17 protein-coding genes and 2 pseudogenes are annotated in these 18,577 nt (G+C 71.3%); 15 read left to right on the top strand and 4 right to left on the bottom strand.

Annotated features, from left to right (window positions below):
- Nucleotides 1-16: 16 nt before the first annotated feature.
- Complete coding sequence (locus tag ACIP4X_RS12780) at nucleotides 17-700, bottom strand: glycerophosphodiester phosphodiesterase family protein (RefSeq protein ID WP_358732830.1); 684 nt, start codon at nucleotides 698-700, stop codon at nucleotides 17-19.
- A 435-nt stretch (nucleotides 701-1,135) separates the two neighbouring features.
- Here ACIP4X_RS12780 and ACIP4X_RS12775 point away from each other — a divergent pair, with 435 nt between their 5' ends.
- From ACIP4X_RS12775 to ACIP4X_RS12755, 5 genes and pseudogenes are all read left to right on the top strand, one after another.
- Nucleotides 1,136-2,515: a DUF6421 family protein gene (locus ACIP4X_RS12775; RefSeq protein WP_358732831.1), complete on the top strand. Its 1,380-nt coding sequence runs from the start codon at nucleotides 1,136-1,138 to the stop codon at nucleotides 2,513-2,515.
- Nucleotides 2,516-2,934: 419 nt separating this feature from the next.
- Complete coding sequence (locus ACIP4X_RS12770; protein WP_358732833.1) at nucleotides 2,935-3,693, top strand: SDR family NAD(P)-dependent oxidoreductase; 759 nt, start codon at nucleotides 2,935-2,937, stop codon at nucleotides 3,691-3,693.
- Entirely contained in the window at nucleotides 3,690-4,760 is a 1,071-nt protein-coding gene (locus ACIP4X_RS12765; protein ID WP_358732835.1) for a low specificity L-threonine aldolase, read from the top strand. Before ACIP4X_RS12770 ends, ACIP4X_RS12765 begins: the two co-directional genes overlap by 4 nt.
- Nucleotides 4,761-4,777: 17 nt before the next feature.
- Nucleotides 4,778-4,978: pseudogene (locus ACIP4X_RS12760) on the top strand (transglutaminase); the annotation flags it as partial.
- Between the two features lie 17 nt (nucleotides 4,979-4,995).
- Entirely contained in the window at nucleotides 4,996-5,691 is a 696-nt protein-coding gene (locus tag ACIP4X_RS12755) for a phenylalanine--tRNA ligase beta subunit-related protein (protein ID WP_358732836.1), read from the top strand.
- Nucleotides 5,692-5,703: 12 nt separating this feature from the next.
- Here ACIP4X_RS12755 and ACIP4X_RS12750 read toward each other — a convergent pair whose 3' ends face one another.
- On the bottom strand, nucleotides 5,704-6,432 hold the full coding sequence (locus ACIP4X_RS12750; RefSeq protein ID WP_358732838.1) for a lysophospholipid acyltransferase family protein: 729 nt from the start codon (nucleotides 6,430-6,432) through the stop codon (nucleotides 5,704-5,706).
- A 264-nt stretch (nucleotides 6,433-6,696) separates the two neighbouring features.
- On the opposite strand from ACIP4X_RS12750, the gene ACIP4X_RS12745 reads away from it, so the two are divergent.
- From ACIP4X_RS12745 to ACIP4X_RS12725, 5 genes are all read left to right on the top strand, one after another.
- Nucleotides 6,697-7,092 (top strand): TlpA family protein disulfide reductase, encoded by a 396-nt coding sequence (locus ACIP4X_RS12745; RefSeq protein ID WP_401348166.1) that lies wholly within the window; start codon nucleotides 6,697-6,699, stop codon nucleotides 7,090-7,092.
- A 231-nt stretch (nucleotides 7,093-7,323) separates the two neighbouring features.
- Nucleotides 7,324-7,842 (top strand): flavin reductase family protein, encoded by a 519-nt coding sequence (locus ACIP4X_RS12740; protein WP_401348163.1) that lies wholly within the window; start codon nucleotides 7,324-7,326, stop codon nucleotides 7,840-7,842.
- 217 nt (nucleotides 7,843-8,059) lie between these two features.
- The gene (locus tag ACIP4X_RS12735) at nucleotides 8,060-8,845 is read left to right on the top strand and encodes an electron transfer flavoprotein subunit beta/FixA family protein (RefSeq protein ID WP_358732843.1); all 786 of its coding nucleotides are present in this window, start codon (nucleotides 8,060-8,062) and stop codon (nucleotides 8,843-8,845) included.
- Nucleotides 8,846-8,896: 51 nt separating this feature from the next.
- Nucleotides 8,897-9,859, top strand: a complete 963-nt coding sequence (locus ACIP4X_RS12730; RefSeq protein ID WP_358732844.1) for an electron transfer flavoprotein subunit alpha/FixB family protein — start codon at nucleotides 8,897-8,899, stop codon at nucleotides 9,857-9,859.
- 179 nt (nucleotides 9,860-10,038) lie between these two features.
- The gene (locus tag ACIP4X_RS12725; RefSeq protein ID WP_358732846.1) at nucleotides 10,039-11,343 is read left to right on the top strand and encodes a DUF6986 family protein; all 1,305 of its coding nucleotides are present in this window, start codon (nucleotides 10,039-10,041) and stop codon (nucleotides 11,341-11,343) included.
- Between the two features lie 102 nt (nucleotides 11,344-11,445).
- Here the strand turns inward: ACIP4X_RS12725 and ACIP4X_RS12720 are convergent, their stop codons facing one another.
- Nucleotides 11,446-12,516 carry a LacI family DNA-binding transcriptional regulator gene (locus ACIP4X_RS12720; protein ID WP_358732848.1) on the bottom strand — a complete coding sequence of 357 codons (1,071 nt, stop codon included), beginning with the start codon at nucleotides 12,514-12,516 and terminating at the stop codon, nucleotides 11,446-11,448.
- Between the two features lie 225 nt (nucleotides 12,517-12,741).
- Here ACIP4X_RS12720 and ACIP4X_RS12715 point away from each other — a divergent pair, with 225 nt between their 5' ends.
- Nucleotides 12,742-13,695: an ROK family protein gene (locus ACIP4X_RS12715; RefSeq protein ID WP_358732850.1), complete on the top strand. Its 954-nt coding sequence runs from the start codon at nucleotides 12,742-12,744 to the stop codon at nucleotides 13,693-13,695.
- Nucleotides 13,696-13,962: 267 nt separating this feature from the next.
- Here the strand turns inward: ACIP4X_RS12715 and ACIP4X_RS12710 are convergent, their stop codons facing one another.
- Nucleotides 13,963-15,999: an NPCBM/NEW2 domain-containing protein gene (locus tag ACIP4X_RS12710; RefSeq protein ID WP_401348157.1), complete on the bottom strand. Its 2,037-nt coding sequence runs from the start codon at nucleotides 15,997-15,999 to the stop codon at nucleotides 13,963-13,965.
- Nucleotides 16,000-16,284: 285 nt separating this feature from the next.
- Between ACIP4X_RS12710 and ACIP4X_RS12705 the strand changes: the two are divergent.
- From ACIP4X_RS12705 to ACIP4X_RS12690, 4 genes and pseudogenes are all read left to right on the top strand, one after another.
- Nucleotides 16,285-16,884, top strand: a pseudogene (locus ACIP4X_RS12705) (ABC transporter substrate-binding protein); the annotation flags it as partial.
- Between the two features lie 272 nt (nucleotides 16,885-17,156).
- Entirely contained in the window at nucleotides 17,157-17,486 is a 330-nt protein-coding gene (locus tag ACIP4X_RS12700) for a hypothetical protein (RefSeq protein WP_358732854.1), read from the top strand.
- Nucleotides 17,487-17,567: 81 nt separating this feature from the next.
- A complete protein-coding gene (locus ACIP4X_RS12695; RefSeq protein WP_391454793.1) occupies nucleotides 17,568-18,317 on the top strand; it encodes an ABC transporter permease subunit in 750 nt (249 codons plus the stop codon).
- A gap of 59 nt (nucleotides 18,318-18,376) precedes the next feature.
- Nucleotides 18,377-18,574, top strand: coding sequence for a hypothetical protein (locus tag ACIP4X_RS12690; protein WP_358732856.1), 198 nt, complete (start codon nucleotides 18,377-18,379; stop codon nucleotides 18,572-18,574).
- Nucleotides 18,575-18,577: the final 3 nt, after the last annotated feature.

The following is an 18,577-nucleotide window of genomic DNA, read 5'->3' as shown; positions in this document are numbered from 1 at the left end:
GAGGCCGCGCGGGGGGTCAGGCGGTGAAGCGGCCGGTGAGCTTGATCTCCGGGTAGTCGGTGGTAGCCCCGTCCAGTTCCAGGGCGCGGACCAGGCGCAGGTGGTCCAGGGTGTTGACGACCCAGCCGATGATCCTCAGGTCCGCCTTGCGCGCCTGCTCGACGATCTCCAGGGTGAGCCGGCGGATGTTGAGGCAGACGGTCGCGGCGCCGGCGGCGGTGGCACGCTCGACGACGTCGGCGTCGTAGCGGCTGGCCACGAGCGCGGTGCGCACCCCCGGCACCAGTCGGGCGATCTCGGTGATCGCCTCGTCGTGGAACGAGGACACCTCGACCCGGGAGACCAGGTCGCGCTCGTGCAGGACCCCGGCCAGCGCGCGGGCCGCCGCCACGTCCTTGATCTCGGCCTGGAGCGGCGTCCGCACCGCGTCGAGGACCTCCTCGAAGACCGGGATCCGCTCGCCGCGGCCGGCGTCCAGGGCGCGCAGTTCGGCGAGTGTCTTGTCGGCGATCGCGCCGCTGCCGTCGGTGGTCCGGTCCACCTCCTCGTCGTGCATGACGACGAGGGCGCCGTCCTTGCTCAGGTGCAGATCGAGTTCGATGACGTCCAGTCCGGCCTGCTGGGCGGCGACGAAGGAACGGAGGGTGTTCTCGGGCTCGACACCCATGACTCCGCGGTGACCGATGGTAAGGAAGTTCAAGGTTCAACTCGCTTCCGTCGACGGCGGCTCGGCGCGGCGCGAAGCGGACGGACCTCGTCGTCCGCGCGGTAGTGCCGCAGCCTAATGGCCCACACGCGGGTTGGACCCCCGCGTACACGGCGCAGTGGGGTGACGGCCCGCGGGAACGGGGCCGTACCCGGCACGAGGGTCACTCCGGCGTGGGCGAGTCCTGTGTGCGTTGACCGCCGTGCCGCGCGACCCTCGCACAGTCGCCCGCGGCCGAAACCGCTCGCCGGCGACGTGGCGTCCGTCACTCGACCGGAGCGCCGAGTCTGGCTCAGTCCGGGTGTACGGCAGGAAAATAGCCGGTGACCATGGCTGTGGGCAGAATTATTTCCCGAGGGTGCCCTTGCTGGGAGAAACCCTGTATGTATACCGTCTCCTTACGCGAGGTTGTCCCGTGGAGGATGAGACATGACGGAAATTCTTGTGCAGGTGGGTACGGAGGAGCAGGTTCCTCCGGTGGCGCGGGTGGTTGAGCACCCGGCGTGGCCCGTGCTCAAGGATGCCGTGGAGCGAATCCGGCCATGGCAGTCGAAGGACGGCTCGATCGACTTCACGGCCGAGGGCGCCCCCGGGCGCGCGGACGCCGAGGCCGCCGTGCGCCGTGTGACCGACGCCGTCGAGGAGCTGTCGCCGCTGCTGCCGCACGACGCCGACTACCACGAGGCGCTCGTGCGCGATCTGCGCCGCTGGGCCGAGGGCGGCTTCGAGGTGCCGGACTTCCTGGACTCGCTGCTGGCCTTCCAGCCTGCCGCGAACCGCGCGGACGGCCTCCAGCACCTGGTCGTCTTCCCCATGTACACGCAGAACGGCAACCCGGACCGCAACCTGGAGGCGGTCGTGCTGCGCATGGTCTGGCCGGACTGGCTGGCCGAACTGGAGCGCACCCGCTACGACAACCCGCTGTTCTGCGGCATCACCTTCGAGGACTTCACGGGCGGCTACGACACCAACTCCGCCGTCCTCTTCCCGGAGACCATCGCCGTGCGCGAGGCGCCGGAACGGTTCTCCTGGGGCGGCATCTTCTGCGACCGCGAGGCCGCCCGCTTCCGCCGGGTCACCGCCGCCGCCGTCGACCTGCTGGGCCTCGAACTGCCCGAGGACATCGCGGCCATGGTCCACGACCAGAAGCGCTGCGAGGAGGCCTTCGTGCTGTGGGACATGGTCCACGACCGCACCCACAGCCACGGCGACCTGCCCTTCGACCCGTTCATGATCAAGCAGCGGCAGCCGTTCTGGATGTACGGCCTGGAGGAGCTGCGCTGCGACCTCACCGCCTTCAAGGAGGCCGTGCGGCTCGCCGACGAGGGCGTCCCGCAGGCCCGTGACGTGCAGTACGCGGTCCTCTTCGACCGCATGTTCCGCTTCCCGGTCACCGGCGAGCGCGTGCGCAACTACGACGGCCTCGGCGGTCAGCTGCTCTTCGCCTACCTGCACAAGCACGACGTGGTGCGCTGGACCGACAACAAGCTGACCATCGACTGGGAGCGCGCCCCGCAGGTCACCAACCAGCTGTGCGCCGAGATCGAGCAGCTCTACCGCGACGGCATCGACCGCCCCAAGCTGGTCCACTGGTTCGCCGGCTACGAGCTGGTCTCCACCTACCTCGCCCCGCACCCGGGCTCCAGGTGGGCCAAGGGCCCCGACGCCCTGGACCTCACCCAGCCCCCGCGCAAGCTCGTGGACGACGTCCTCCCGGACGAGTTCCCGCTCAGCATGTTCTACGAGGCCCTGTCCAAGAAGCTGAAGAACGTGATCGCCTCCACGAAGGGGATCGTCGCGGCCGCCTGAGTTTCCGGGAATCGGCCCCCGCCGCACGGTGGGGGCCGATTCCCGGCGGATTCGGTGCGCGAGCCGGGCCGGCAGGACGGGGCCGCCGTCCCGCCCGGCGGCTCCGGCGCGCAACGGGGGCAGGGCGAAGGCATTCTGGCAGGGGGGCCGCAAGCCCGCGCCGGGCAGGCTGCTGTGCCCTGAGGGCATGCGCGCCGACGTCCTGGGCAAGATCGCCCCGTACGAGCGGGCCAGCGGCTGGTGGATACGCTCTGCCTTGCAAAGATTTACGGCGTGAGTGACGTTTTGGTGGAGGAAGAAGTGAAAACTGAAGGACACAGGCACATTGCTTCCACCAGGGGCGTCGTGACGGACAGTGCCGAGCGGGTCGCCGCGTGAGCGGCAGCGAGACTGAGAACACTGCGCAGGAGGCGAGGAACATGGCGGGGAACGGGGCTCTCAGCGGTGCGGTGATCGCGGTGGCCGGCGCGGGCGGGCCGGCCGGCCGGGCGGCGCTGCGCAGGCTCGCCGAGGCGGGAGCGACCGTCGTCGGCGCGGACAACGACCCGGAGCGGCTCTCGCAGGCCGTGGACGCCGCCCGGTACGCCTCCGGCGGCGCCAGCGTCACCGGGGACACCGTCGACCTGCTCGACCTTCAGTCCACCCGTGACTGGGCCGCGCACATCGAGAAGGACTTCGGCCGGGTCGACGGCCTGGTCCACCTCGTGGGCGGCTGGCGCGGCAGCGAGACCTTCACCAAGACCGTCCTGGACGACTGGGACTTCCTGGAGCTGCTGCTCATCCGCACCGTGCAGCACACGTCACTGGCCTTCCACGAGGCGCTTCAGCGCAGCGAGCGCGGCCGGTACGTCCTGATCAGCGCGGCCGGCGCCAGCAAGCCCACCGCCGGCAACGCGGCCTACTCCGCCGCCAAGGCCGCCTCCGAGGCGTGGACGCTGGCCATGGCCGACTACTTCCGCAAGGCGGGGAAGGCCGAGGGCGCCGAAGGGCCGACGTCCGCGGCTGTGATCCTGGTGGTGAAGGCGTTGGTGCACGACGCGATGCGCGCCGACCGGCCCAACGCGAAGTTCGCGGGTTTCACGGACGTCAAGGACCTGGCCGAGGCCATCGTCGACGTGTGGAGCAAGCCCGCCGCGGAAGTGAACGGAAAGCGTCTGTGGCTCACCGAGAAGCCGTGAACCCGCCCAGGACCGACGCGCGTCGCCACCACGACCCCCAGGTCCGCGGGTTCGCCAGCGACAACTACGCGGGGGTCCACCCGGAGGTGTTCGCCGCCCTGGCCCTGGCCAACGGCGGGCACCAGGTCGCGTACGGCGAGGACGACTACACGGAGAACCTCCAGCGGATCGTCCGCAGCCACTTCGGCGCCGCGGCGGAGGCGTTTCCGGTGTTCAACGGGACCGGCGCCAACGTCGTGGCGCTCCAGGCGGTCACCGACCGCTGGGGCGCGGTGATCTGCGCGGAGAGCGCGCACATCAACGTCGACGAGGGTGGCGCTCCCGAGCGCATGGGCGGCCTGAAGCTGCTCACCGTGCCAACGCCCGACGGCAAGCTCACCCCCGAGCTGATCGACCGCCAGGCGTTCGGCTGGGAGGACGAGCACCGGGCGATGCCACAGGCCGTCTCGATCACCCAGAGCACCGAACTCGGCACCCTTTACACGCCCGAGGAGATCCGCGCCATCTGCGAGCACGCGCACGCGCGGGGCATGAAGGTGCACCTGGACGGCTCCCGCATCGCCAACGCGGCGGCCTCCCTGAACGTGCCGATGCGCACGTTCACCAACGCGGTCGGCGTCGACATCCTCTCCCTGGGCGGGACGAAGAACGGCGCGATGTTCGGCGAGGCGGTCGTCGTCCTCAACCGGGACGCCGTCCGCCAGATGAAGCACATCCGCAAGATGAGCATGCAGCTCGCCTCCAAGATGCGTTTCGTCTCGGTGCAGTTGGAGGCGCTGCTCGCCAAGGACCTGTGGCTGCGCAACGCCCGGCACGCCAACGAGATGGCGCAGCGGCTCGCGGAGGGGGTGCGCGCCGTGCACGGGGTGGAGATCCTCTACCCGGTCCAGGCCAACGGCGTCTTCGCCAAGCTCCCGCACGACGTGAGCGAACGTCTGCAGAAGCGGTTCCGCTTCTACTTCTGGGACGAGACGGAGGGCGTCGTGCGCTGGATGTGCGCCTACGACACCACCGAGGACGACGTCGACACGTTCGTGGCCGCACTGAAGGAGGAGATGGCGCGCTAGCGCCGACAGGCACCGGGCAGGACCCGCGCGGCAACAAGACGGGCGTCGATGCCCGGTTCTCTCTCGCCGGTGAGCGTCTGGCCTTCGTGCCGGACTTGAAGTCCAGCGAGATGGACTATCCGGTGCTGTACGCTGAACCACACCCGGCCGTGCCGGCCGCCCTCAAGGCCGCTCCGGACCGGCCGCGGCTGTGGAAGACGCTCCCCGCCGCACTCTGACCGTGAGGCGGGAGAACATGGCACTGACGCTCACTGTGTCCGACGAGGTGCGCGCGCTCGCGCCCGGCTTCACCCATGTGGCCGTCGAGGCCCGCGGGCTGGTGGGCGGACCGAGCACCGAAGGCTCCTCGGCGCTCCTCGACGACGCCGCACGCCGTCTGGCCGTACGCCTGGACGGACGCGCCCCGCACGAGGACCCGCACATGGCCGCCTGGCGCGAGACGTACACGGCGTTCGGCTCCAAGCCCTCCCGCACCCGCAACTCGGCCGAGGCGCTGGCCCGGCGGGCGCTGACCGGCGCCGGCCTGCCCCGCATCAACCTGCTCGTCGACCTCTACAACGCCATCAGCGTCGCCCACCTCATCCCCGTCGGCGGCGAGGACCTCGACCTGATCGAGGGCGGGATGCGCCTTGTGCGTGCCAGTGGCGAGGAGGACTTCGTGACCGTCGCGGGCGGCGAGGAGACCGTCGAACACCCGGACGCGGGCGAGGTGGTGTGGTGCGACGACGCCGGCGTGACCTGCCGCCGCTGGAACTGGCGCCAGGGCCCGCGCACCCGCCTCACCGAGCAGACCGCGTCGGGCATCTTCCTGCTGGAGAGCCTGGCCCCGATGCCGGTCGCCGACGTCGAGGCGGCGGCGGCCGAACTCGCCGAACTGCTGGAGAAGTTCAGCCCGGGCGCCGAGGTCACCGTACGGCCGCCCGCGGCCTAGGATCCCGCGGGGTCAGTGCGCCCCGGCGATGCGGAGCTGGTCCGGGGTCGGGGCCGTGCCGCCGAGGTGGGCGGGCATCCACCAGGTGTCGTCGGCGGACCGGGGGCGGACCGGGTAGGCGCGCTGGGCGGCCTCCAGGAGTTCCTGGACGCGCTCGCGCAGCCGGCGGGTGAGGGCGCCCGCGTACAGCTCGCGGGAGGCCTCCATGGCCTCGCCCACCCGGATCGTGATCGGGATGTGGCTGCGCTTGAAGTTGCGCGGGTGGCCCTTGGTCCACAGTCGCTGCGTGCCCCAGACGGCCATCGGGACCATGGGGACGCCCGCCTCCTGGGCGAGGCGCGCCGCGCCCGACTTGAAGCTTTTCAGCGTGAACGACTGCGAGATCGTGGCCTCCGGGAACACCCCGACCACCTCACCGGACCTCAGCGAGTCCAGCGCACGCGCGTACGCCGCCTCGCCGTTGGCGCGGTCCACCGGGATGTGCTTCATGCCGCGCATCAGGGGGCCGGAGATCCGGTGCCGGAAGACCGACTCCTTCGCCATGAAACGCACCAGGCGGTTCTGCGGGAGCGCCGCGAGCCCGTTGAAGACGAAGTCCAGGTAACTGATGTGATTGCTCACCAGCACGGCTCCGCCCGTGCTGGGAATGTTCTCCGACCCCTGGCAGTCGATCTTGAGGTCCCACGCCTTGAACATCGTGCGGGCGAGACCGATGACGGGGCGGTAGACGAGCTCTGCCATGAGCGGGACGGACCCTTCTCTCTGCCAGGGAAGGGGCTCCCGGCGGAAGTTACGCTGCCGTAGGTTTACGGCCTGTCGCAGATCGTGCCCCAAGAACGGCGCGGGAGCCAGTCCACGTGCCCGTCCATCGCGAGATCCTCGTCACGTCACCCCCCAGATTCCGCCCGACGGCCCATTGCGGACCCGCGGCACAGGCCTCGCAGTCCCCTCGGGACCCCGTTCCGGGCGCCCGGGAATCTCCGTGCTCGCGGGCGCGCTGTACCGGTGGGCGCGAACGCGCGGGGGCGTTCGCGGAAGGATGGCAAGGCGCCGCGGAAGAAGGGGAGAACAAGCGTGCCGGGATGGGACGAGGGCGGACGGCTCGGGTCGGCCGAACTCGGCGAGGACCTCGGAGCGCGGGCCACGCTGGTGCAGTTCTCCAGCGCCTTCTGCGCTCCCTGCCGGGCGACCCGGCGGATCCTCGGCGAGGTGGCCGGCCTGGTCCCCGGGGTGGCGCACGTCGAGGTCGACGCCGAGGCCCGGCTCGACCTCGTGCGCGCGCTCGGGATCCTCAGAACGCCGACCGTGCTCGTCCTCGACGCGGACGGCCGCGTGGTGCGGCGGGCCGCCGGTCAGCCGCGCAAGGCGGACGTCATCGCGGCCCTGGGCGAGGCGTTGTGAGGTCGCCGTCCAGGGTGGTGCGGCCCGGGACCGTGGCGGCGGGAGAGGGCTCGCGGATCCCGGGGCGTACTTGACTGTGCACGCCAACTATCGTGAGCCTGACCGCATGCCCTCGGAACTCCTTCTTCTCGGGCGGCCCCGCGTCGACCCAGCCCGCCCCACGAGCGCGCGCCGTCCGGACTGTTGAGCAGCCGCGGATCCCGCTCGCCCGACCAGCAGAAGGACGGCTCCATGACGGCCCTGTCCGACCTGGGTGCCTCCGGCACCGTCCAGTTCGCCTCCCCCCAGCTGCTGCGTTCCGTCTTCCGGCGGCACGCGGCGGGCGTCGCGGTGATCACCGCCCGGGGTGACGCCGGTCCGGTCGGCTTCACCGCCACCTCGCTCACCTCCGTCTCCGCCGAGCCCCCGATGCTCTCCTTCGGCGTCGGCACCGGCGGTTCGAGCTGGCCCGCCATCGCCACGACCGACCATGTCGGCGTCCACATACTCGGTGAGCACCAGGAGGAACTGGCCGCCACCTTCGCGCGCGGCGGCGCCGACCGCTTCGGAGCGCCGACGGTGTGGCGCGAGGGTCCCGAAGGGGTGCCCGTCCTCGACGGCGTGCTCGCCTGGCTGGTGTGCCGTGTCGTCACACGGGTACCGGCCGGGGACCATCGGATCGTGCTGGCCGAGGTCGTCCTGGGCGATCCGGCGGGCGCCGGTCGTCCGCTTCTCTACCACCAGGGCCGCTTCAGCGCGCTGCGTGATTGATCACCTCGGCCCTCTCCTGCGAAGCCGTCGGGTTCCGGTTACGCTGCGTTGCGAAGGTCACAGTTCAAAGCGCTTGCTCAGCGGGCATGAACTGGGTGTACTGACGAGTAATATTCCGCTCGGAGCGCCTGGTCGCCCTGACCGGGATCGGCCGCTTCAGGCGCCTATGCTGCCTAGGAAGGCAGCCCAGAGAAGACGATGCAGTAGGAGAGCCGGCGTGAGCTTGAGGATCGTTGTCACTGTGAAGTACGTGCCCGACGCCACTGGCGACCGGCACTTCGCCGATGACCTGACCGTCGACCGGGACGACGTGGACGGTCTGCTCTCCGAGCTGGACGAGTACGCCGTCGAGCAGGCGCTGCGGATCGCCGAGGAAGCCGACGACGCCGAGGTGACCGTTCTGACGGTGGGTCCGGAGGACGCCAAGGACGCGCTGCGCAAGGCGCTGTCGATGGGCGCCGACAAGGCGGTCCACGTCGAGGACGACGATCTGCACGGCACGGACGCCATCGGCACCTCGCTGGTGCTGTCCAAGGCGATCGAGAAGGCAGGCTACGACCTGGTGATCTCCGGCATGGCCTCCACCGACGGCTCCATGGGCGTGGTCCCGGCGCTGCTGGCCGAGCGTCTGGGCGTGCCGCAGGTGACGCTGCTTTCGGAGGTGTCGGTCGAGGACGGCACCGTGAAGGGGCGCCGGGACGGGGACGCGGCCTCGGAGCAGCTCGAGGCGTCGCTGCCCGCGGTGGTGTCCGTCACCGACCAGTCGGGCGAGGCCCGTTACCCGTCCTTCAAGGGCATCATGGCGGCCAAGAAGAAGCCGGTTCAGTCCTGGGACCTGTCCGACCTGGACATCGACGAGGACGAGGTCGGCCTGGAGGGTGCCTGGACGGCCGTGGACTCCGCGACGGAGCGTCCGGCCCGTACCGCGGGCACGATCGTCAAGGACGAGGGCGAGGGCGGCAAGCAGCTCGCCGAGTTCCTCGCGAGCCAGAAGTTCATCTGAGTCCGCACCCCGCCGACCGCCCCCCTTCGCAAGCAGGAGAGAAGAAGTCCCATGGCTGAAGTCCTCGTCTACGTCGACCACGTGGACGGTGCCGTCCGCAAGCCGACCCTGGAGCTGCTGACCCTGGCCCGCCGCGTCGGCGAGCCGGTCGCCGTCGCCCTCGGCGCGGGTGCCGCGGACACCGCCGCGACGCTCGCCGAGCACGGCGCCGCGCGGGTCCTGACCCACGACGCGTCCGAGTACGCCGACTACCTGGTCGTGCCCAAGGTGGACGCCCTGCAGGCCGCGGTCGAGGCCGTCTCGCCGGCCGCCGTGCTGGTGCCGTCCTCCACCGAGGGCAAGGAGATCGCCGCGCGTCTGGCGCTGCGCATCGGTTCGGGCATCATCACCGACGCCGTCGACCTGGAGGCCGGCGACGAGGGCCCGGTGGCCACCCAGTCGGTGTTCGCCGCCTCGTACAGCACCAAGTCCCGTGTCTCCAAGGGCACTCCGGTCATCACCGTCAAGCCGAACTCGGCCGCCGTGGAGGCCGCTCCGGCCGCCGGCGCGGTCGAGGCGCTGAGCGTGACGTTCTCGGCCCAGGCGACCGGCACGAAGATCACCGGCCGTACGCCGCGTGAGTCGACGGGCCGCCCCGAGCTGACCGAGGCCGCGATCGTGGTCTCCGGCGGCCGTGGCGTGAACGGCGCGGAGAACTTCGCGGTCATCGAGGCACTCGCCGACTCCCTCGGCGCGGCCGTGGGCGCCTCGCGTGCCGCCGTCGACGCCGGCTGGTACCCGCACACCAGCCAGGTCGGCCAGACCGGCAAGTCCGTGTCCCCGCAGCTCTACATCGCCAACGGCATCTCGGGCGCGATCCAGCACCGCGCCGGTATGCAGACCTCGAAGACGATCGTCGCGGTCAACAAGGACTCCGAGGCCCCGATCTTCGACCTGGTCGACTACGGCGTCGTCGGCGACCTGTTCGAGGTCGTCCCGCAGCTCACCGAGGAGATCAAGGCCCGCAAGGGCTGATGCTCCGGCGTTCGGCCGAGGCCCCCGTGTCCCACCCCTCTTCGGGCGGGACGCGGGGGCCTCGGCTCGTCCTGGCCGCGATTCTGGAAGAAAGACGGTGTTGACCCACGGGAAGATCCACGGATAACTTCGTACTGCGGATTATTGATTCCGGCAAGCGGAAAACAGGAGGGTACGGGATGGGTCAGGGCCAGCAGGAGAACGTGGCGACGAGCCTCGCGGGCGCCGTCAGCGAGGAGATCAGCGCCTCCCTCGCGCCGGTCGACGCCGAACTGGAGCGCCTCTACCCGGGCGACCCCGGCACCCGCCGGCCCGTGCACACCGTCTACGTGCCCGGCGACGTCTTCGAGGCCGGCACCATCCGCTCCTGGGGCGACCGGGCGCTCGCCGCGCTCGACGAACACGCCCCGGACGCCGCGTCCTTCGCCGCCGTCCTCGGCCTGAGCGACGAGCTGGCCGTTCCCGTGTACGACCGCGTCCGCGCCAAGCTGGAGCGGGAGCCGATCGAGGACCTGCGGATCGACTTCGAGGACGGGTACGGCCCCCGGCCCGACGCGGAGGAGGACGAGGCGGCCGCCCGCGCCGCCAGGCTGGTCGCCGAGGCGTACCGGAACGGGACGGCGGCCCCGTACATGGGCATCCGCATGAAGTGCTTCGAGGCGGCGGTCCGCGACCGCGGCATCCGCACCCTCGACATCTTCCTCACCGGCCTGATGGAGGCCGGCGGCCTGCCCGGCGGGCTGGTCCTGACCCTGCCGAAGGTGACCTACCCCGAGCAGGTCACCGCCATGGCCCGGCTGCTGGAGGCCTTCGAGAAGGCCCATGGGCTGACGCCCGGACACCTCGGCTTCGAGCTCCAGATCGAGACCAGCCAGTCCATCCTGGCCGCCGACGGCACCGCCACGGTCGCCCGGATGATCCAGGCCGCCGGGGGTCGCGCCACCGGACTGCACTACGGCACCTTCGACTACAGCGCCTGCCTCGGAGTCTCCGCCGCCTACCAGGCCGGCGACCACCCGGCCGCCGACTACGCCAAGGCCGTGATGCAGGTCGCCGCCGCGGGCACGGGCGTACGTGTCTCGGACGGCTCCACCAACGTCCTGCCGGTCGGCCCGACCGAGAAGGTGCACGACGCCTGGCGGCTGCACTTCGGCCTCACCCGCCGCGCCCTGGCCCGCGCCTACTACCAGGGCTGGGACATGCACCCCGGCCACATCCCCACGCGGTACGCGGCCGTGTTCGCCTTCTACCGCGAGGGCTTCGAGCAGGCGGCGGCCCGCCTCGCCCGCTACGTCAGCCGCGCCGGCGGCGACGTCATGGACGAGCCCGCCACCGCCAAGGCGCTCAGCGGCTACCTGCTGCGCGGCCTGGACTGCGGCGCCCTCGACTCCGCCGAGGTCGCCGAGCGCACCGGCCTGACCCGCGCCGGCCTCGAATCCTTCGCGGCCCCGCGCCGCGGCGACCTGACCGCGTCGGCGCAGTAGCCGGACGGCACCGCACATCGAAGGGGGCGTGACCCCGGGGCTCCGTCCCCGTGGTCACGCCCCGTCCTGTGCGCCCTCGGCCCGCGTGGCGTGGGGCGGGCGTCAGACCAGTGGCGGCAGTTCGCCCGAGCCTCGGGTGATCAGGCGGGTCGGGAGCTCGATGCGTTCCGGGGCGAGGAGGGTGCCGTCCAGTTGCCGGAAGAGGCGCTCGGCGGCGGTTCGGCCGAGGGCCGCCGAGTCCTGGGCGACGACGGTGACTCCCGGCTGGAGCAGGTCGGCGAGCTCGATGTCGTCGAAGCCGACGAGGGCGACCCGCCGCGCCTGTTCGGCCAGTACGCGGATCACGGTGACGGTCACCCGGTTGTTGCCAGCGAAGACCGCGGTGACCGGGTCGGGCCCGGACAGCATCGTCTCGGTGGCCCGGCGCACCCGCTCCGGGTCCGTGACGCCCAGCGACATCCAGGAGTTCTCGACCGGTATGCCCGCGTCCTCCATCGCCGCCCGGTAGCCGCGCAGGCGCTCGGCGGCCGTGTGGATGCGGGGCATGTCGCCGATGAAGCCGATGCGGCGATGGCCGTGGGCGATCAGGTGGGCGACACCGTCGCGGGCGCCGCCGAAGTTGTCCGACAGCACGACGTCGGCCTCGATGTTCCCGGCCGGGCGGTCCACGAACACGGTCGCGACGCCCGCCTTGAGCTCGGGCTCCAGATAGCGGTGGTCGTCACCGGCCGGGATCACGACCAGCCCGTCCACCCGCCGTGCGCACAGCGCCAGCGCGAGTTCCTGCTCCCGCTCCGGGTCCTCCGCGCTGGAACCGTTGATGAGCAGGGCGCCGTGCGCGCGGGCGACCTCCTCCACCGAGCGGCTCAGCGGCCCGTAGAACGGGTCGGCGAGGTCTTCCAGGATCAGCCCCACGCTCGCCGTACGGCCCTTGCGCAGCACGCGCGCGCTGTCGTTGCGGCGGAAACCCAGGGCCGCGATGGCGTCCTGGACGCGCCGCTCCGTGTCCGGGGTGACGCCGGGCTCACCGTTGACCACGCGGGAGACGGTTTTCAGGCCGACGCCCGCGCGCGCCGCCACGTCCTTCATGGTCGGACGGCTGCCGTAGCGGTTCCCCGCCCCGCGGTCCGGGCGGTCTGCGGGGCGGTCTGCTCGACGGGCGGTCTCGGGCACGGTGCGGCGTCCTGTCCTGTCGTCCACGGGGACGAATCGCGTCCACGGGGATGCGTCGGTCCATGGGTTCGTATGAGGATGTGGCGTCGAGCATAGAACCTGGACAACGTTGTCATAGGCACGAGAGACTGTCCACCGAACACTCCGGCCCGCGCCGCCCCACGGCGATACCGGACCGCGCCCACCTCTTGGTTTTCTCATGGTTGACGGGGAGATCTGACTCTGATGCACACCCACCTCGTGGCCGCTCTGGACATCGGCGGCACCAAGATCGCCGGAGCGCTGGTGGACGGCCGCGGCGGCATCCTGGTGCGCGCGCAGCGCCCGACGCCCGCGCAGGAGGACGGCGACACCGTGATGCGGGCCGTGGAGGAGGTGCTCGGCGAGCTGGGCGCCTCGCCGCTGTGGGGGCGTGCCACGGCCCTTGGCATCGGGAGCGCGGGCCCGGTCGACGCCTCCGCGGGCACGGTCAGCCCCGTCAACGTGCCCGGCTGGCGGGAGTACCCGTTGGTCGAGCGGGCCCGCGCCGCGACCGGCGGCCTGCCCGTGGAGCTGATCGGCGACGGCGTGGCCATCACGGCGGCCGAGCACTGGCAGGGCGCCGCCCGGGGACACGACAACGCGCTGTGCATGGTGGTCTCCACGGGTGTCGGGGGCGGCCTGGTCCTCAACGGGCGGCTCCACCCCGGCCCGACCGGCAACTCCGGGCACATCGGCCACATCAGCGTCGACCTCGACGGCGACCCGTGCCCGTGCGGTTCGCGCGGCTGCGTGGAGCGCCTGGCGAGCGGCCCGAACATCGCCCGCCGGGCCCTGGAACAGGGCTGGCGCCCGGGCCCCGACGGCGACACCTCGGCCGCCGCGGTGGCCGCCGCCGCGCGCGCCGGGGACCCGGTCGCCGTGGCCTCCTTCGCCCGCGCCGCCCGCGCCCTGGCCGCGGGCATCGCCGCCACCGCGACGCTGGTCGAGATCGACATCGCGGTGATCGGCGGCGGAGTGGCCAAGGCGGGGGACGTGCTCCTCGCCCCGCTGCGCCGGGCCCTGACCGACTACGCCACCCTTTCCTTCGTACGGCGTCTCACGGTCGCCCCGGCCCAGACCGGCACGGACGCCGGTCTGGTGGGAGCGGCGGCGGCAGCGCTCACGGCGCGGACGGACGTCACGGCGGCCGGGGTCTGAGGCGACGGATGGCGGCCGGCGCTCCGGCTCTGAACCGCCGGCCGGCGACCCGGGGCTGAGCCGGCGCCCGACTGACCAGGAGTTGAGTCGGCGGCCGGCGGGTCGGGGGAGCGGGCGGTGGTCCAGGGGTTGAGCCCGGGGACGACGGTCTGAAGCTACGGACGCCGTTCCCGGCCCGGGGCGGCGGCCGGCGATCCGGGGGGCGGATCGCCGACCACCCCGCAATCGCTCACCACTCCCTGGTCAGCCCTGGACCACCGGGGCCGCTCAGCACACCAGTCGGGCGTCCGCCCAGTCCGCGTGGTCGGAGTCGATGCCGTCGCCGCCGTCGGTGACGACGAGGCGGATCACCTGGGCGCCGGTCACGTCCGCCGACAGCGGGCGGGCGCCCATCGCGTTGGTGAGCACTCCGGTGGCGGCCGCCTTCCGGCCGTCCGCCCAGATCTCGAACGCCACCGTACCCCTGCCGTCCTTCTCGTCGTCGACGCCGACGTCCGCGGTGACCGTCCGGCAGCCCCCGCCCGTGTAGAACTCGACGGCGCTGTCCGCGTGGACGCCGAGCCCCTTGGCGTACACGACCCCGCCGAGGGTGATCGGATGGCCGTCGCCCGCGGCGCTCTCGCCGTTGCTGGTGTCGCGCTCCACCGGGCCGTAGCCGTTGGCGGCCGACAGCCAGGGGAGGTCACTGAGGTACGACGTCCCGGCGGGTGGCCGCACCACCACACCGGCGGCGAGGGCCAGGGCGCTGTCGACGCGTACGCCGCCGGGGGAGCGGTGGCTCGCCCTGAGCGTCAGGTCGTACGAGCCCGTCGGGGTTCCCGCCGGTGCGGTGACCGTCCAGCGGGTGCGCAGTGCCTTCCCCGTCGGTACGGCCGGGGCCCGCACCGCCGACTCGGGCCGTACCGTCCAGCCCGCGGGGCCGGTCAGCGCCACGGAGACCTGCGTGGCGGGCGTACGGCCCAGGTCGGTCACGGTCGTGGTGAGCGTCGCCGGCTTGCCCGCCTCCAGCAACAGGTTGCCGTCCAGGCCTAGTTCGACGGCGGGCGGATTCGCGGCCCAGTGGCGGTCGGGGCGGACCCGGACCAGGACGGTGCCGTGCGCCGGAACGGTCGCCGAGATCGTGCCCGCGGTGTTGTAGGAGCGGTGCTCCCACAGGTCGCGCAGGGTGTAGGCGGCGGCGCCGGGCAGGCCCACGGCCCGCGCGGTGGTGGCGACGCGCTGCGGGCTGCCCGTCTCGTTGAACAGGGCGACGGCGCGGCTGCCGTCCTTCATCTCCTTGGCCACGACCCAGCGTCCGTCCTCGGAGGAGACGACGGCGCCCTGCTTGCCCAGCGGGTCCTGGTCGACGGCGATGACCTCCTCGTTGCCCAGGATGCCGAGGGTCGCCTCGGAGGCCTTGCGCAGGTCCGAGCCGATGAGGAGGGGTGCGGCCATGATGGACCACATCGAGAAGTGCGTGCGGTACTCGGTGTCCGTCATGCCGCCGTTGCCGACCTCCAGCATGTCGGGGTCGTTCCAGTGGCCCGGACCGGCGTACGGGGCGAGCGGCAGGTTCTGCTTGAGGATTGACAGCATCGAGCCCCAGTTGTCGCTGATGTCATCGGTGGTGCGCCACAAATGCCCGATGTCGGCGGCCCATTCCCAGGGTCTGTTCTGGCCCCATTCGCAGATGCTGTAGACGATGGGCCGGCCGGTCGCCTTCAGGGCGTCCCGCATGGTGGTGTACCGGAGCCTGGCGTCCACGCCCTGGTTGTTGCAGTTGTCGTACTTGAGGTAGTCCACGCCCCAGTCGGCGAACTGCTGGGCGTCGCTGTACTCGTGGCCGAGCGCGCCGGGGAAACCCGCGTTGTTGCACGTCTTGGTACCGGCGCTGGTGTAGATGCCGAGCTTGAGCCCCTTGGAGTGCACGTAGTCGGCGACGGCTCCGATGCCGTGGGGGAATCTGACCGGGTCGGGCACGAGCTTGCCGTTCGCGTCGCGGGCGGGCAGGGCCCAGCAGTCGTCGAGGTTGACGTACTGGTACCCGGCGTCCTTCAGCCCCTTGGCGACGAAGAGGTCGGCGATGCCCTTGACCATGGGCTCGTCGAACTCGGCCCGGCAGTTGGTGGAGTTCCAGTTGTTGAAGCCCATGGGAGGCGTGAGGGCGAGTCCGTCGGCCCGCGCGGGCGTGACGGAGGCCCGTGCGGAGGCCGCCGGGGCGGGCGCGGCGACGGCGGGGACGGCGAGCCCCGTGGTGCACAGCAGTCCTGCGGCCAGGGCCCCGACCAGGGTGCGGCGGGCGGTGCGCGTGTGCGGGTGACGCATGAGAACGCTCCTCCGTACTCGCGAAAGGCGGGATGACGTCATGTCCGCGTCATCAGTGCGCGGTTATGGTAGGACGTGTCCATCTCTGTTGGAAGAGAAGTCGTAACGGTTGTTCGATATACCGTCAGATCCTCTGACTGCCCCGTCAGTTGGCGGTGAAATCCCACTCTCGCGTTCGGTTGTGTTGAGGTGACACCCCGAGGAGGGGGACATGACGCAGTCATCGTTCAACCGCCTCGTCCCGCCGACCGGTGAGGCAGGACAGCGGATCTCCCGGCGCAATGTCTGCGCGGCGCGGCCGCCGGAGCGGGCGTGGTCACCCTTCCCGCCCTGCTGTCCGCCTGCGGCTCCGGCCCCGGCGGAGGCAAGGACGAGGTCACCGTCGGGTCGAACGCCTCGGACGCGGTGCCGAAGAAGGCGTACACGGCGGCGTTCGACGCCTACCGGAAGCAGTCCGGCAAGAAGGTCAAGGTCAACACCAAGGACCACAACGACTTCCAGGAGAACATCAACCGGTATCTCCAGGGCCGACCCGACGACGTCTTCATGTGGTTTGCCGGGTATCGGATGCAGTACTTCGCGGAGAAGGGGCTGCTGACCGACATCAGCGACGTGTGGTCGTCGTTCTCCGGGTTCTCCGACGCCCTCAAGGCGCAGTCGACGCACGACGGCCGGCAGTTCTTCGTGCCGTACTACTACTATCCGTGGGCCGTCTTCCACCGGAAGAGCCTGTTCCAGCAGAAGGGCTACCAACAGCCCAAGACCTGGGACCAGTTCATCGCGCTGGCCAAGGAGATGTCCAAGGACGGCACCCCGGTCGCCTTCAGCGACAAGGACGGCCGGCCCGCCATGGGCACCTTCGACTACATCAACCTGCGCCTGAACCCGGATCCACCGGTTGATGTGCGGCGGTGATGTTGCCGGGAACGAGGAAGTGCCCTGTGACCTGCGATGATGGGAGTTCTTCAGGCTTCCAGCACGCACGACCATGGACCGGCTGCGGCACGGAGCGATGAAGCGCCTGTTCACCGGGGTGCGGGCACTGTCCACGCTGGGCAGCTTCCTGCGGTCCTTCACCCACGGGCACGTGAAGCAACTGCACGCCGTCTTCCGCCGGTTCCTGCCACGCCTGGCCGCACACCCCGCTGCTGCCCGGCATGGGCACGGTCGCCTACCTCGATCTGGACGACACCATCAAGCCGACCCACGGCTATGCCAAGCAGGGCGTCGGCTACGGATACAACAAGGTCAAGGGCCTGAACGCGCTGATCGCGACGCTCTCCACGCCACTCGCCGCCCCGGTCATCGCCGCCACCCGCTTGCGCCGGGGCGGTGTGAACTCCGTGCGTGGGGCGGACTCGTTCGCCGCCGAGGCCATCCGCACCGCCCGTGCCTGCGGCGTGGCCGGCATGCTGATCGTGCGGGCGGACTCGGCCTACTACGCCGCCGACGTGATTGCCGCCTGCCGGGCCCTGGATGACCGATGACGGCGGACATCCGCACCACCGCGCCCGTACACCGCCCGGCGCCGTCGCCCGCGGGACCCCCGGCGGCGGGGCCGCTGGGGCGTGCAGATCTTCCTCGCGGCGGTGTCGCTGGCGTTCGTCGCGCCGCTGCTGCTCGCGGTCTACGCCTCACTGCGCCCGTACCAGGACACCGCGCGGCACGGCTACTTCTCCTGGCCCAGCCATCTGTCCTTCGCGTACTACCGGCAGGCCTACACCGAGTCCGGCATGGGCAGGTACTTCGTCAACACGCTGATCATCGCGGTGCCCGCGGTGCTCGTCACCCTGTTCCTGGCCGCGTTCGTGGCGTTCGCGGTCTCGCGCCTGAGACTGCGCGGCGGCCTCGTCCTGCTGGTCTTCTTCACGGCGGGCAACCTGCTCCCGCAGCAGGTGATCGTCACGCCCCTCTACGTCCTGTTCAACCGCATCCCGCTGCCGTGGTGGATGTCCGGCTCACTGACGATGTACGACTCCTACTGGGCCGTCATCGTCGTCAACATCGGCTTCCAGCCGGGCTTCTGCGTCTTCGTCCTGGCCAACTTCATGCGCACGCTGCCCCAGGAGATCCTGGAGGCGGCGATCGTCGACGGCGCCGGCGTGTGGACCCGGTTCTGGCGCATCACCCTGCCGCTGTGCCGCCCGGCCCTCGCGGCCCTGGCCACCCTGGAGTTCACCTGGGTCTACAACGACTTCCTGTGGGCCCTGATCTTCATCTCCGACCCCGACAAGCTCCCGATCACCTCCTCCCTGGTCTTCCTGCTCCTGCAACGCCACTTCGTCGCCGGCCTGACCCTGGGCTCGACGAAGGGCTGAGTGCTCCCGGTCGGGTGCACGGCCGTGACCCCCTGGCGGCCGGCGCAGTTGAACCGAGCATGAAGAAGCGCAGCATGCTCGCCCTCGCGTCCCTGGCCACCGGTTTCGTCGTGGCCGCCGTCTCTCCGTCGCACGCCGTCGACCACGACGGGCTCGGCGATCGCAGCGTGAAGGACATCGTGGGCACCGTCGACCAGGTCGTCGGTCAGGAAGGCCTCGCCACGGACGACGACGCCTCCGGGCAGCACCACGGCTGACCC

Source organism: Streptomyces sp. NPDC088817, assembly GCF_044750345.1.
Lineage (GTDB): Bacteria > Actinomycetota > Actinomycetes > Streptomycetales > Streptomycetaceae > Streptomyces.
The sequence above is the reverse complement of the archived record's forward strand: the minus strand, read 5'-3'. Positions and strand labels throughout refer to the sequence as shown.

Bases quoted from the DNA above. Each gene is read 5' to 3' on its own strand.
- ACIP4X_RS12750 (WP_358732838.1), bottom strand. From the start codon at position 6,432: ATGGCAGAGCTCGTCTACCGCCCCGTCATCGGTCTCGCCCGCACGATG.
- ACIP4X_RS12690 (WP_358732856.1), top strand. From the start codon at position 18,377: ATGAAGAAGCGCAGCATGCTCGCCCTCGCGTCCCTGGCCACCGGTTTC.
- ACIP4X_RS12715 (WP_358732850.1), top strand. From the start codon at position 12,742: ATGCACACCCACCTCGTGGCCGCTCTGGACATCGGCGGCACCAAGATC.
- ACIP4X_RS12730 (WP_358732844.1), top strand. From the start codon at position 8,897: ATGGCTGAAGTCCTCGTCTACGTCGACCACGTGGACGGTGCCGTCCGC.
- ACIP4X_RS12740 (WP_401348163.1), top strand. From the start codon at position 7,324: ATGACGGCCCTGTCCGACCTGGGTGCCTCCGGCACCGTCCAGTTCGCC.
- ACIP4X_RS12710 (WP_401348157.1), bottom strand. From the start codon at position 15,999: ATGCGTCACCCGCACACGCGCACCGCCCGCCGCACCCTGGTCGGGGCC.
- ACIP4X_RS12755 (WP_358732836.1), top strand. From the start codon at position 4,996: ATGGCACTGACGCTCACTGTGTCCGACGAGGTGCGCGCGCTCGCGCCC.
- ACIP4X_RS12700 (WP_358732854.1), top strand. From the start codon at position 17,157: ATGGGCACGGTCGCCTACCTCGATCTGGACGACACCATCAAGCCGACC.
- ACIP4X_RS12775 (WP_358732831.1), top strand. From the start codon at position 1,136: ATGACGGAAATTCTTGTGCAGGTGGGTACGGAGGAGCAGGTTCCTCCG.
- ACIP4X_RS12725 (WP_358732846.1), top strand. From the start codon at position 10,039: ATGGGTCAGGGCCAGCAGGAGAACGTGGCGACGAGCCTCGCGGGCGCC.
- ACIP4X_RS12770 (WP_358732833.1), top strand. From the start codon at position 2,935: ATGGCGGGGAACGGGGCTCTCAGCGGTGCGGTGATCGCGGTGGCCGGC.